The 14,431-nt window shown below is 27.3% G+C and carries 13 protein-coding genes; 2 read left to right on the top strand and 11 right to left on the bottom strand.

Annotation, left to right across the window (positions count from 1 at the left end; all coding sequences use genetic code 11):
- The first annotated feature begins 308 nt into the window (after nt 1–308).
- The gene (fliB, locus tag L3B96_RS18030; protein ID WP_238948239.1) at nt 309–1,469 is read left to right on the top strand and encodes a flagellin lysine-N-methylase; all 1,161 of its coding nucleotides are present in this window, start codon (nt 309–311) and stop codon (nt 1,467–1,469) included.
- A 738-nt stretch (nt 1,470–2,207) separates the two neighbouring features.
- On the opposite strand, the gene L3B96_RS18025 is transcribed toward fliB, so the two are convergent.
- Together L3B96_RS18025 and L3B96_RS18020 are read right to left on the bottom strand one after the other, a co-directional pair.
- Nucleotides 2,208–3,653 carry a triacylglycerol lipase gene (locus L3B96_RS18025; RefSeq protein ID WP_238948238.1) on the bottom strand — a complete coding sequence of 482 codons (1,446 nt, stop codon included), beginning with the start codon at nt 3,651–3,653 and terminating at the stop codon, nt 2,208–2,210.
- A gap of 568 nt (nt 3,654–4,221) precedes the next feature.
- Nucleotides 4,222–4,509: an antibiotic biosynthesis monooxygenase gene (locus tag L3B96_RS18020; protein WP_238948237.1), complete on the bottom strand. Its 288-nt coding sequence runs from the start codon at nt 4,507–4,509 to the stop codon at nt 4,222–4,224.
- Nucleotides 4,510–4,757: 248 nt separating this feature from the next.
- On the opposite strand from L3B96_RS18020, the gene L3B96_RS18015 reads away from it, so the two are divergent.
- Nucleotides 4,758–5,096 (top strand): hypothetical protein, encoded by a 339-nt coding sequence (locus L3B96_RS18015; RefSeq protein ID WP_077854428.1) that lies wholly within the window; start codon nt 4,758–4,760, stop codon nt 5,094–5,096.
- Between the two features lie 495 nt (nt 5,097–5,591).
- Here L3B96_RS18015 and L3B96_RS18010 read toward each other — a convergent pair whose 3' ends face one another.
- The 9 genes from L3B96_RS18010 to helD all read right to left on the bottom strand — a co-directional run bounded on the left by L3B96_RS18010 (nt 5,592) and on the right by helD (nt 14,300).
- On the bottom strand, nt 5,592–6,047 hold the full coding sequence (locus L3B96_RS18010) for a GyrI-like domain-containing protein (protein WP_077854429.1): 456 nt from the start codon (nt 6,045–6,047) through the stop codon (nt 5,592–5,594).
- An 85-nt stretch (nt 6,048–6,132) separates the two neighbouring features.
- Nucleotides 6,133–6,591, bottom strand: a complete 459-nt coding sequence (locus tag L3B96_RS18005; RefSeq protein ID WP_077854430.1) for an AraC family transcriptional regulator — start codon at nt 6,589–6,591, stop codon at nt 6,133–6,135.
- Nucleotides 6,592–6,653: 62 nt separating this feature from the next.
- Complete coding sequence (locus L3B96_RS18000) at nt 6,654–7,274, bottom strand: GyrI-like domain-containing protein (RefSeq protein WP_077854431.1); 621 nt, start codon at nt 7,272–7,274, stop codon at nt 6,654–6,656.
- Between the two features lie 74 nt (nt 7,275–7,348).
- A complete protein-coding gene (locus L3B96_RS17995) occupies nt 7,349–8,152 on the bottom strand; it encodes an EFR1 family ferrodoxin (RefSeq protein WP_238948236.1) in 804 nt (267 codons plus the stop codon).
- Nucleotides 8,153–8,277: 125 nt separating this feature from the next.
- Nucleotides 8,278–8,685: a MerR family transcriptional regulator gene (locus L3B96_RS17990; protein WP_077854433.1), complete on the bottom strand. Its 408-nt coding sequence runs from the start codon at nt 8,683–8,685 to the stop codon at nt 8,278–8,280.
- Nucleotides 8,686–8,928: 243 nt separating this feature from the next.
- A complete protein-coding gene (locus L3B96_RS17985; protein ID WP_077854434.1) occupies nt 8,929–9,675 on the bottom strand; it encodes an alpha/beta hydrolase in 747 nt (248 codons plus the stop codon).
- A gap of 343 nt (nt 9,676–10,018) precedes the next feature.
- Nucleotides 10,019–10,381 (bottom strand): DUF1232 domain-containing protein, encoded by a 363-nt coding sequence (locus L3B96_RS17980; RefSeq protein ID WP_077854435.1) that lies wholly within the window; start codon nt 10,379–10,381, stop codon nt 10,019–10,021.
- Between the two features lie 176 nt (nt 10,382–10,557).
- Nucleotides 10,558–11,589 carry a helix-turn-helix transcriptional regulator gene (locus L3B96_RS17975; protein WP_077854436.1) on the bottom strand — a complete coding sequence of 344 codons (1,032 nt, stop codon included), beginning with the start codon at nt 11,587–11,589 and terminating at the stop codon, nt 10,558–10,560.
- Nucleotides 11,590–12,062: 473 nt separating this feature from the next.
- Nucleotides 12,063–14,300 (bottom strand): RNA polymerase recycling motor HelD, encoded by a 2,238-nt coding sequence (gene helD, locus L3B96_RS17970; RefSeq protein ID WP_238948235.1) that lies wholly within the window; start codon nt 14,298–14,300, stop codon nt 12,063–12,065.
- Nucleotides 14,301–14,431 lie beyond the last annotated feature (131 nt).

Genomic DNA, 14,431 nt, shown 5'->3' with positions numbered 1-14,431 from the left:
TATACTCGTTTTTATATGCGCAAGCCTCCTAAACTTATCCTTTTATTCTTTGCAGTTAAAAAATTATCCATATAATCAAACAAGTATTATTCCACAAAACATTGTTCTCTCATTAAAATACTTTTATCAATGCTCAATTAAGTGGTATATTATAATGGAACTTGGGCATATTCAAATAAATAACAAGTCAATGACACTATGGGATGTTCTTATATCAGAAAAGTTCCGTATTGTATCATAGCTACTCTTTTTATATGTGTCTATTTTCTTCTATATGCCCTAATTAATAAACATAAGAGGTAATTTACATGAAAACAATAGTACCCCATTATTATAAAGATTTTAAATGCATCGCTTCAAAATGTACTGATACTTGTTGTGCTGGGTGGGAAATTATAATTGATGATGAAACATATAAGAATTATAACAATGTAAGTGGTGAATTTGGTGAAAGATTAAGATCAAATTTAACATTGTATGAAGATGGAGAGCCTGGCTTTGTATTACAAAATAATAACTGCGCGTTTTTAAATAAAAATAACCTTTGTGATATCTATACTGAACTTGGAGAAAAAAGCTTATGTTATACATGCAAGACATATCCAAGGTTAATAGAGGAATACAGTAATTTACGTGAGATGGGGGTATCTTTGTCCTGTCCTGAGGCTGCAAGATTAATTCTTCAAGTTCCTAATCCAATTACTTTTGAAGTTTCAGATGATTATGAAATAGAAAGTCAATATGATGATATAAATTTTGATATTTCCGTGCAACTAATACCAGCTAGGAAAGCGGCCTTAGATATTCTACAAGACCGATCTATAGATTTAAATCATAGGATTTCATTAGTAATTAATTTTGCTCATGATATTCAAGAAGAAATAAATAAAAATGAGCTATCAAAAATTAAAAATATAGTAAATAGATATTCTAGCGAATCTTATAAGAAAGAGCTTCTTAATAAGTTTGATAAGTATAAAGCAAAACAATATGATAAGTATAAAAATATGCTTAAATGTATGAATGAGTATAAAAACCTCGATCCTATTAATGATAACTGGCCACAAATACTAGATCATGCTATTGAATGTTTTTACAAAATAAACGATGTTACTTTTTATAAAAAACAATATGATGCTTTTAATGAATATTATGAAACAAAAATCTATGAATATGAACATTTAATGGTATATTTTATATTTCAATATTTTATGAAAGCTACTTTTGATGAAGAATTATACTCTAAAGTTACACTAGCTGTTATGAGTTATCTCATTATTAAAGAGTTAAATGTAGTACGCTGGATTGATAATAATTATAACTTTGATATAAATGATCAAATAGACATAATGCATATGTATTCTAAGGAAGTTGAAAATTCAGAAAAAACCCTTTATGATCTTGAGGAAATGTTTAATACGAGCAGAATATTTGATTTAGAACAATTACTTATTTTAATAATGAATTAGAAATAATGTGAAGTATACGGAATACTTATCTTTCAGAGTAACGTCTAGTATTGGTACTATACTCTCATTTTTGACTATCATTGATTATTTGACAAAATTTCAAAACCTTATACAGTATTCTCAGTTGAAGAATGATATATACAGAGTCTTTGCGTTGAATACACTATGCATTTAGTATATTTTTAGCTTTGCATCCTGTTTTCAAAAGCAATATACGAAATTTATATGCAGGTACATTAGACATTTGAATATTTACAATTAAAGGTATATAATCAAATAAATAAAAATTAACTATTTGTATATAAATATAAGGAGATGTATTTCTAGTGAATAAAGATGACGACCCTAGACATTGGAAACTTGGAATTTTCTACTATAATCCAATAATCCATCTGAATCTGTTGATAAGAGGAACGGTATAGGAAGCACTATTAATTTTGGAAGTAAAATTGGTAGGCGTATAATGGCATCTATTTTGTCTATTCCAGTTATAATAATATTATTAATATTTGTTGCTTTTAGGTTTTTTTAATAATACAAAATTTCAAAGTTTGAATCAGAATATAATTGTAAAATGACACGTTTAAAAAGTAATAAATATTGGTTTTAGGCGATAAAATAAAAATGTTTAAAATATAAAGGATTAAAAATGTTAAGAGAAGTTAAATACACTCCCCTTAGTATTTTTAATCCTTTATTCACCAGCTATAATGCTCTATATAAATTTTATTCTACTACCTAAAAGCCCTTATTTTTAAGATCTGATACAATTTCCACATATTTTTCTATTACATCAAAGTCTTTATAGTCATCTCTTCTTAGGTCTATAATATCCCCATGAGAGATTCCACGCCTTCGTTTATTTCTCAATACACCTTTAAATTCTCCCCATTTAGCAGATTGAATAGATACCAGACCATCATTTTCACCTTCTGTTAACTTTACTAAAATGTACGGTATTGCAACAACATAATCACTAAATAGATTTCTTACTACAGATGTGTAACTTTGATAATACACCCCATCTACGTCTTTTACCTCTTCATTGAATTTTTTACTATGGTACGTTGAAAACTGTCTGCTTGCAGTATAAAAGTCAGGATTCTTATCACCTAGAAATCTATAACGCTTATCAAAAAATCTTGCAATGGATTTATAAATTCCATCAGGAATTTTGCAAGCAAGGTCAACAAACTTACATCCTCTGTGTGGAGAGGATATCATAGTTAATGATGCAACGTAATCTCCCATTTCTAATTTACTAATCATATAACGTGAATCTAGTCCACCTTTTGAATGCGCAATAATATTTACCTTTTCGCATCCCGTTTCTTTCAATATATCTAATATTTTATTTTTAATATCTTTTGCATTATACTCGACTGTTCCCCAAGCTTCTTGATTTCCATAATAAACTGTGGCTCCATTACGAATTAACTCTTTAGGTATCCTGCCCCAGTAATTAATATATTTTAAGTCTCTAAAACCTACACCATGAACTAATACAAGAGGATATTTTGTTTTACATACTTCTGAATCAACACGCGCTTCATGATTAATTACTTTATAACACTCATGATCATACTCTATTGCTGCGGTATGGCAAGCATATAACATCACAAAAATATTTACAATTGGAATAAGACTCCAAAATCCTACGATAAGTCTTTTTACAATATTTAATCTTCTTGAAGTACATAAAATTCTTAGCATTCCATTGATAATTAAAATAATAATGTTTAACACAACAATAATACTATCAATTACTAATATGTGTTCTGGAATTGCTAATCTTTGCATTATCGTATTTCCTATTAAATATATAATAATTTGGAAAAATGCTGTATATAATCCATATAAAACGAGACTTCTTCCGCCTAACGCTATTCTTAATCTAAGGTTTACTATTTGCTTTTTATTATTTGGAATTATGTTTACTTTTATAAAAATATATAGAATAAAAATAATTATCTCTGTTAAAATAATCCACTTGCATATATCATTATCTTGTCCAAATTTGGTATGTTGTATTAAAAAATATCCTAACGCAACAATATGTGGAGCAAATATAAAATATATATACATTAAAATTTTATGTAGCAAATTTAATCTTTTAGTGATATCTAAGAATATGATGCTAAGCGTTATTAGCGTTAATGCAAAAATCACTATAATTCCGGTCATATTTTCTCCTTTCTTTCATTATAATTCTTATTAAACATTTTAATTTTACCATATTATGTGATAAAACCCTATAGTTCTCAGAAAAGATATATATGCAACTAAATTTACTATCTTACATATCATCTTTTGATTAAGTAAAGATTTTAAAAAAGTTAATTGTATGGGGACTTTGATGTGGCAAAAATTTCTTCAAGTATCTAGGCTTTCAAATGATCTGATAAAATCTGTTAGTTTGATTCAAGTCATGTATAACGATCTATAATCTATTGCTTATATATCTTAACAACCTAACATTTTATCTATCAAATGATTACAAAAGCATTTTGTAATGATATTACTTTAATAAGAAGAGTCAGTTTAATATTTATGATTATCTTAAAATAGATTTTAATTCTGTTGATGTTTAAGATAAAATATTTAAAGCTAAGATTCTCTAAATTTAAGAAAATCTTAGCTTAACTCAATTTATTCTTACTACTTTAGAACGCCTGAAATTAGACTTAATAAGAATTATTTTCTCTATTAAAGTAAAATAAAGTAATCATTTTATCTTGAATGTTCATACTATTTATGGAACAGGTATGTATGTAGCCTTATCTCTCGGAGCTGAAAACCACGGTTCAACTGTATTTATCCATTTTTTAAAGTGTTCGGTTTCCATATGTTTGTTCACATCGTCTTCTGATTTATAGCCTTCGTAAAGTAAAAACCTAGTTGAATCATCTTTGCATTGAAAAAAATCAAAACATATAATTCCTTCTTCTTTCAATGAATCATTTTGATTTTCTTTAGTTGCTTTAATAAACTCATCTACATGCTCTTGTTTTACATAAATTGTTACACTTTTTACTATCATAATTAATCCCTCTTTATATACAATATAAATTTTTAATAAACTAATTATAGCATATTAGATAAGTATTTCATTATTTACTACAGATAGATGTATATTATATATAGCATTTTCTAACTTTATAAACTGCTTATTTACCAGCCATTTTTTAATCTATTTTACTATAACACCTTGATATCCTAATATGAATATTTTCTTTGCGCTTTCACATAATAAATTTAGCTACTAAAATTATGAAGAGGTGCAAATCGATGAAAAAAATTATATTTATCTGCTCCATTTTTCTTTTATTATCTCTTAACCTAAATACAGTTCCTTCTTTTGCGTCTCCAGCTCAAAAAACATTTTCACAAGGTATTTACAGAATGAAGGATTTGAATTTGCTCCCAAATGTTGCGTATACTGCTCAGAATGTTTCCCCCACTGAAGTTTTCTTAATTATATTCGATGGTAGCAAAGTAATACAGCAATCTATACGATTAGAAGGTAACTCAATACATTATGTTTTAAGACCAATGAAAGAGGATTTTAATTTTGTTGTATTAGGTAATGGTCAATTAGTTTTTACTCCAACAAGCATAACTCCATAATAATATTTTAGGTTGTTTACGCTAATTTATTGTAAAAATATCTTCAAATTTATTAAATACTATGATAAGTCTATTTTCTATTAAGTTAAAGTACTCATCTTGCCCCCAGTAGAGGGGCTTTTTTAATTAGATATAGATTCACCTTAAGTTAAATTGTTAACTTTTTTTGTTTTAACCTTCGTAACTTTTTTACTTTTTAAATTTAAAAAAAGGTTTATTTAAAATAATATTCATTTAAATGAATGTTTAATGAAAACTTTAAAAGTTTAATTATTTTTAACAAGCTTTCTTTAAAGCAATGTACCTTTATATGTAGAATATCAATTTATCTACACAAAGAAGAAGTATCTTTGTCTTTTTAGATACTTCTTCCTAATATGCAGATATTTAATTCTAAGTTTTAAACACCTATAATATATTAACATTCTAAATCAATTAAAGCAGATTATTCTAATCTTATTTGCTTAGGTAACCTAGAATTTACTTTAATATTTTTTATAATATAGGCACACAAATTTCGCAATAATGGTTACTTATCATTTGCATGGTATAACGTTCAATAATCTTTCTTTTATCATCAATTTTATAATTTCTCTTTGATAACTCCGAAAATATTTCAAGCCATGCTTTTTGTATAGCATCTACTGTATGATTTATTTTAAACACACAATATTTTCCTCCCATAGTTTTTCCAACGTTAATATTATTACTTTCAAAATAAAATTCATCAGAAACAACTAAACATGCATCATATCGGCAATCTGCAGGTTCTGTGATCTCAGGATTATCTTGAGTTATTCCTAGGATTATTGATCTTTCATTAAATAAGCTATTTTCTTTAGCCCAGCTTTTCAATTGTTCCATTACTTGCACATTTTCTAAACCATAAGGACCTACTTTCCTTATATAAGCAATTTTATATTCTGGTATCATTTCAATATTAATATTCATACTTTACCTTCTTTGTTAATAATGTACACCGGTGCCTGAATTCATAATATAATGCTTTAAAATGTATTTCAACTTATTTTTTATTTTACTGGACAGAAATATATAAATAACAATGTGCATTTCCATCTTTTGCGTATTCACCAGGAACAGTGATTTCATAATCCTCCGAAAATGCTCTCTTTATATCTCCTAATTTTTGCTCACTCCATACCTTTTCCCATGCTTTTTTTGCACACACATCTATTTTCCTATCTTCATCTCTTTCATGATATTTTTTATATAGGCCTGTTCTCACTTTCATTTCCATTTTCTCAAAAAAATTAGGTGTTACATTCATTATTGTAAGGTCATAATCCCCTCTTTCATCACTAGAATAGTTACTATATTTTGAAATTGGAGAAGCATCTTTTTGAAGTATATGTTCATTATCAAAAAGAAGAGGTAATTTACCACTTACAATATCCCCCCATAGTTCATCAATCATTTTTATTCCCTCATCAGAATTATTTGTTCTTATTGTTATTTCTTTCAATTTATATGCCATAGTATTTCTCCTTTATTGTATAAATGATTATTAATTTAAACTCTTGTACAAATTTAAGTTTATTATTTAGTTACCGTATATCTTAATACTGTTTTTAATTTATCTTTTTCAACTTTTCTAGCCTCTGATAAATATATCTCTCTATGAATTAAGCTTTTAATTTTTAAATTATTTTCGTTAATATACTCTTTCATCTTACTAAAAGTTTCTGGCTCATTGTCATAAGAACCTATGTGTAGCATTTGAACTGATAATCCATCTTCTATTTCATCAAAATAAGCTTCTTCTAATAATTTATCTGACTTCTTCTTATTAGCAATTTCAAAGGCTTTCTTTGTCACTTCTTCGTTTACAAAATCTGGTTGTTTTATCATTATCGTATATATAAGTTCATCTTTATTAAATACCTCACTACTCTTACCAACTTCAGTCATATCCCACAATCCTTCTAAAGGATAAACAGTATATTCAAAATATCCATCAGGTATAAAGCCACTTTTAGGCATCATTCTTACTGCATAGGCAAGAGAATATAATACAGCAATTCTATTAGAAAAATCTCCATCATTCGGATTCCCTTCTCCCTTAATACAGAAATATTTTGCTTTAGGGACTTTAACTAAAGTCGGTTTTTCTTTTGGCAGATAGATCTCTTTTTCCTCTTTTCTCCATTCATATTTCAAAATCAACACCTCCATAATCATTATAAATTTCTAAATATGACAACATACCGTCATATTATAAATAAATCTTAATACTAACACCCTATAAGTTCGTTAATACTTATATTAGGATTTCTATATCTTCTTCTTTTCTTAGTTTTCGTTCTCCATTGAATTGCTTCTTTTGGACAGTATTGAATACAAGCTGCACACTGCTCGCAATTATGTTTCCATATTGGCTTATTAATATTAAATTGTATGTTATTGACAGGACAAATTTTTTCACATAATCTGCAGCCATTACAATTATCATCAACCCAAAAATCTTTATCTCTTAGATGTAGGTTTTTCACTATCTTGTCAGTAGTTTTGATAAAAATTTTATCAATTAATGTATCAAATATTAATGGGCTAACTTCACATTTGTAATTTTCGTGTTTTGCAACTATATGTGCTATATGTTTTACTTTATATTTTTCTTTTTGAAAAATTTTGTTTTGTTTTTCAATAGAAATTGATCCAAAGGCAAAAATATTATTTAATGGCATATGGAGTAAAAAACCAGAATTAAGCATTATATTATTATTTTGCAATAACTTTTTTAGTTTATTTAACACATCAGCTGGTGTTCCACCATGAGTTGCTACTGCAAAAACATACGTATCCTTATTAATTTCTAGCTTTTTTATAATTCTCTCTACTACCAATGGCAAACGATTATAGATTACAGGAAAAACTATTCCAAGTGTTTTTCCTTCAATCTTTATTTTTTCTTTTGCTACGAGTGAAGTTATTTTGCACAAATTAAAATTGCCTAATTCATGTGCTATATCATTGGCTACTTGCAAGCTGTTACCTGTTCCTGAAAAATATAATATTGCGTCCTCTTCTATTATCATAAAAACCTCCTATTTCATTTACATAATCAAGTAATTTCCTAATAACTCTTATTATGAAAATTTTCATATTTAAATACATATACTAGTTTTTATTGATATTTTAAGGCATGTACTATACTACACAGTCAAGATTTAATTTTTAGATAAACTTCCATATCACCACAGCATTCTAAATTCTTATCTAATATATTTTTCTTTACCTTTTCAAGCAGATTTTTTGTTTCTATAAGTTCATTCATTTTACTATTAATATCATTTATCTTATTTCCAACAAGGTTCCTAATACTTGTAATATCACCACATAAGACTTCATTATACATTAATGTACTTATTTCCTTTAATGAGAAACCAAATTTTTTAATAATAAGTATAAATTTAATCTTTTCTATATCTTCGTCCGAATATAACCTATACCCGTTTTTATCACGTTTAGTTTCAGAGAGCAATCCAATTTTTTCATAATATCTTATAGTCTCTTTATTGATATTTAATTCCCTAACTAATTTTCCAATATTGTACTCGTCTTTTTTCATAATTCATCTTCCTCAAATTTAGAATTTTATATTGTATTAGAAATTGATATTGTTTAATACTCCAACCCCAATTGCCACTATACACCAATTATAGCATGTATTACAAACATAATTCGCATTACAAAAAAATGCCACAAAACTCATTATGAATAATGTGGCATCTTGATTTATGCATACTGTGGTTTAATTAATCTAATATTATAATTAGGAATATCGGTCTTAACCACAAAATATTCTTGTAATCTACATCAAAAAGCTAAGTACTAAATTTCTAAACTCTTTTCTATTACTAAACATAGCTGGATGATTTCCATCCTTAAAAAATACTAATTTAGAATTTTCTATTTTCAAATTGATGTTTTTTAATTTATTTTCTATATTGGGTATTAGATCATCTTTCAAACTTCCTGTAATTAGAGTCTGATTTTTTATATTGTTAAGACTATCATCTAAAAAATCACATCTATATCTTGAAAAGTTCATGACTAGATTTGTATTTTGATCAATAACATTTTTCCAATCAAATCCGTGCATCATAAACCAAAATAACTTTGAACTTAACTTCTTTTTTGCTACTTGTCTATCATTCAAAATTTTTTGAGCAAACTCACAGGATAAGTTTTCTCCCATAAAACTATCTAATATTATTTTATCAAATAAGTTTGGGTTCTCTAACGCTGCATTTAAAGCAATAATAGCACCGCCGCTTGTCCCTAACAAATTAACATTTTCAATACCTATATATTTACATAAATCAATAACTAGCATTGCATTAAAATGCCAATAATTTAAAGGTAATTCGCTTACTCTTTGAGATCTTCCCTGTCCTACTAAATCTAGCAAGATCACCTTAAAGTTTTTAGAATAAAAATTTAATTCTGGCATAAACATTTTCGAAGATGCTGTATCCCCATGTATTATAATTAAAGGTTTTCCTTTACCATATACTTTGTAGAATATATTAAAATTTTGATATTTAAAATAAGACATTTTTTACCTCCCATTAATAAACATTATAAATTTTCTTTATAGTCTACACCTGAGAATTAGTAACTACTCGAAAATATAGACTATTAAAGCCTATTAAAAATTCCCATTATAATACCTCCTATCTCATAACTTATCATTTTATAATAAGCTACTATCTTTATAGTTATTATAACATATATTGTTAATTCAATTGTATTTCGCTTCTTATTTTATTGATATATTTGGTATTTTATATTGTTATTTTCATCTTTCTTCTTATATTCTTTTAAATTATGAAAAGTTTTATTTAAAAGAATATTTAATGGAAACCTTAAACATTTATTTATTTTTAATAAGGTTCCATTTAAAAAAGTTTTAATGTTAGAAATATTAACGCTATCCATACTAATAAAATTGGTATGGCAAAATACCACCTTTTAGGTTTTCCGTTAATCCATAAGTTTTCTGCTTCAATTCTACATTTTCTAAGTATTTCTTCTGGTATAAATTTTATTGTTATTGTAATAAGTATTGGAAGTAAAATTATGTCATCCAGCAAACCTATAACAGGTATAAAATCAGGTATAAGATCAATTGGTGATAACGCATATATAATTGTAATCATCGCAAAAACTTTTGCAATTACTGGAGTTTCCTTCTTTTTTAATGCTATGTATATTGCAGGGATATCTGATCTTAATTTTTTCGCTCTGTCTTTTAGCCACAAATTTAAATCTCCTTTAATAAGATTATTTTTACTACAAATTACAGTAATACAATTCTTTTTGGGTTTATATTATGTATGCTGCAATATCCTTAAATTTATGTAAAATTAAAAATCACTTAGATAAATATTAAGTCCATTTTATTTCTAATCTTAAAATAAAATAGACTTAATATTGTTTATTTCAACAGAGACTTTATTCTTGGATCATCTTTAACAAAATCAATATTCTTTCTTTTTCTTAATACCCTTTTTACTAAATCTTTATATTTATCTTTGGTCCAATTATTAGTAACATCAAATTTCATATGACTATATAATTTTGATTTAATAGAGTCATCCATTGTACTTGCTTCATTTACCATATTTATAATTGCTTCTATAGTTCTTTCCGAATCTTGTCTTTCTATTGAGTGCCATAAATCTAATTCATATTTATGGTACGCTCCTAAATCAAATACCTCAGCAATCTTTTTAGCACGCTCTATGTATTCTTCTGCCTCTCTAAATTTCTTTTCTTTATATAATAGTCTTATTATAAGAGATAAAACAGCAAATGTTTCGTGGCCATTTTTCCTTAACTTATCTTCATAAATACCATAAGCCTCATCTGTTTTACCCATACTTTCAAATAATACTGCTTGTTGAATTTTTTTATCTACATCTACTTCTGGAATTTTATCTAATATTTCTTGAGCTTTTTCATACTCTTTTTTCTCCCTATAAATCGCTGATAAATCTATTTTTGCCATGGAAGCTGTCTTTTCCTTATTACCAGCTGCTACAATTTCAAGCCAAGCAATAATTTTTCTTTCATATTTTTCTTTTTCATCAATTTGAAGTCCTAACAAATATATTCTTAGCACTTCTGATATCATTAATATTAACTCATCACAACCTGGATATTGTTTAATTAAATCATTGCCTTTCTCAAAAGCTTTTTTAATTCCCTCTTTTGATGCAGTTTCACCCACCTCTTTTGTAAGTTTTTTTACTTCTGTATCTGTTAATTCCTCATTAAATGCCAATAAAGTATTAACATCTATTTTTAAGACACGTGCAAGAGGTGGCAGCAATGTTATATCTGGATATGAAACTCCATTTTCCCACTTATTTACTGCTGGAGTACTTACATTTAAATAATCAGCAACCTGCTCTTGAGTAAGATTTTCTCTTTTTCTATAATGCCTAATAACTTCACTTATAATCATAAAATTAACTCCTCTATTTATTATGTCCTTATTGATCAACTAAAACATTATTGAGTTCCTCATTGAATATTTGAAATATTTCAATGAGGCTGTATCCACATAAATTTGATTCTCACGCGGAACTTTATAATTAAATGATATCAAAGCTACATAATTTGAGCAATTGAAGACTTTTCATCTTTTATTCATAAAAATTAACCAGTAGTTAATTTTTTATAATATCACCATTTTAACTTTCAATATGAGATGTCATTCTTATTTTTTTAATTTATCTGGACTTCATACTAATTTTATAGGGTTCCACAATGATATTCAAACTTATGGACTTCCAACATTGCCATTATTCAGGAAATTAAAACAGTGGATATGTATTGTTATCAATATGGAACCCTATAATATAATTTGAGTCATAGTCTTCTATTTCCTTTTATTAAACCTCTCCTAAAAAAATTGTTAAGCACTCAATAATAATCTTACTTAAGTAATGGTGTTATATTTCCTGAGTAGTATACGCGCAAAACATGAAGTGCTCTAGTGCAAGCAGTATAAAGTAAAAGTCTTTCCTCTTCACAACTATAATTTTCATCTCCTGCATTATATATAATCACCACATCAAATTCTAATCCTTTAGCAAGATAAGCAGGTATTACCAGTATGCCACTCACATACTCATCGTCATCCTTTATTATTGACCTAACATTAGTCTTATCTTTTAAGAAATTATATACCTCATTTGCTTCCTTGGCAGTTTTTGTTATGATTCCAATGGATTTATAATTTTTCTCATTATATATTTTTATATCTTCAAGAAGTCTTTCTTTTATAGCTTTTTCATTTGAAAAGCCAAGAAGCAAAGGTTCTTCTCCACTTCTTTCCACGCATTGAGCCTCAAGCCCCTTATCAAGGAGCCTTCTTGAAAATTTAGTAATTTCCATTGTTGATCTGTAACTTTTTGTTAAATTTATTATGCAGGTATTATCTTCAGCAAATATATGAGATATATTCTTATAGTCTCCTACATTCATAAATGGGTTTATTGATTGATTCAAATCCCCAAGTATAGTCATGTTTGCATGGTTAAAAAGCTGATAAAATATTTCATATTGAAGTGGTGAATAGTCCTGGGCCTCGTCAATAATAACGTATTTGATTTCTGAGGTTTTAGGAAGATCTCCCATAGCACCTTTTAGATACAGAAGGGCTATCTGATCCTCATAATTAAGCCTGTGGACTTTTATTTTTTCTAATGTATATCTTCTTATTTCACTAATTTTCTTCTCGTTGAATTCAATATTTGAATCTTTCAAGAAAAACTCAAGATTCTCAAATAACTTTTTATAAATACCCATTAAATCAAATTTTGTCATTCTATTTATTTCATGATAAATCTCTTTCAGTTCATTCTTTACCATAGCTGTACTATGTTCTATAATTTCAGCTTTATCTAAATAAGAATCTGAATCTTTAAGTTCACCAGCAACTTCTTCTATACGCTGTTCTTCATAAGGCTTTAAAAGAAATAAAATCCGCTCTCTTATCTTTTGAAGTCTTCTTTTTCGTGGAAGATTTATATAATCTTTGAAAAATAACTCATCTAAGTCCTGAGATGAAATTATTAAATCGCCTCTAAATTTAATATTCTTAAAGTTTGTATCTTCCTTTTCCATAAAGGTTACATAACTCTTTAATATATCTATGTACCCCATTGAAGATTTAAACTTAATATTATTGATTCTTATTTGATAGTCGGATTCCTTCTTTGATGCTAAAATATATTCCATCATTTCGCTATAGTTTTCTTTGTTAAGTCCTCCACCTAAAGCTTTGTGCATATATTCTTTAAATGTAGTCTGACACATATTATCTTCTCCGAGTTCAGGTAATACATCAGAAATATACTCATTAAAAATATCATTTGGCGAAAATATCACTATATTTTTAGGAGTTATTTTATCCCTATGCTTATATAAAAGATAAGCAATTCTATGAAGAGCGACAGAAGTCTTACCGCTACCAGCAGGCCCTTGAACAATAAGATTTCTATATTCTTCATTACGAATTACTTTATTCTGCTCTCTTTGTATAGTTGTTACAATGCCCTTCATCTTGGTGTCGGTACTTTTACTCAAGATATCCTGTAATACTTCATCATCTATCTTAAGATTACTGTCAAACATATATTCAATTTCACCATTATTAATTTTATACTGTCTTTTAAGTGTAAGTTCACCCTCTACTATACCCTCAGGACATTTAAACTCTGCTTGTCCAATTTCATAATCATAAAACATGCTTGAAATTGGCGCTCTCCAGTCATATATTAGAAAATCAAAGTTATCATTAATAAGATTAGATATCCCTATATAACACTTTTCAGCCCTTTCCTCACCTTTTTCAATAAAATCCATTCTTGCAAAATATGGAGATAAAAGTACTCTTTCGTATTTTTGCTCAAGCTTTCTTGTAAATTCATGAGTTCTCTTCTGTATTTTCATGGTATTAATAGACTGCATAAAGTCTACGATCTGTTCTAATCCATTATTTACAGAAACTGATCCTACATTCTCCCATAACTCCCTTTGTACTTCGATTGCATCACTTTTAAACTTTTCTCTAAAGTTACGTTTTTCATCAAGTTGTTTTTGAGCTTCTTTAAGTACCTCCTGCAGCCATTCACGTTCAAGTTTCCATTCAAAGTCGTTATTTTTCATAATACTTCGCTCCTTATGATAAAATAATTTTACAGAACTAATTCCGAACTCTATTGACATTGCTTTTCCGAAAGTGTATAATATAATTAGAGATATATAAACAATATTATTAAAAAGCGATATCTAACTTA

Origin of the sequence: Clostridium sp. YIM B02569 (assembly GCF_022320765.1) — a bacterium.
GTDB classification, from domain to species: Bacteria; Bacillota; Clostridia; order Clostridiales; family Clostridiaceae; genus Clostridium; species Clostridium beijerinckii.
Note: the sequence above shows the minus strand (reverse complement) of the source record. Positions and strands in the feature narration are given on the sequence as shown.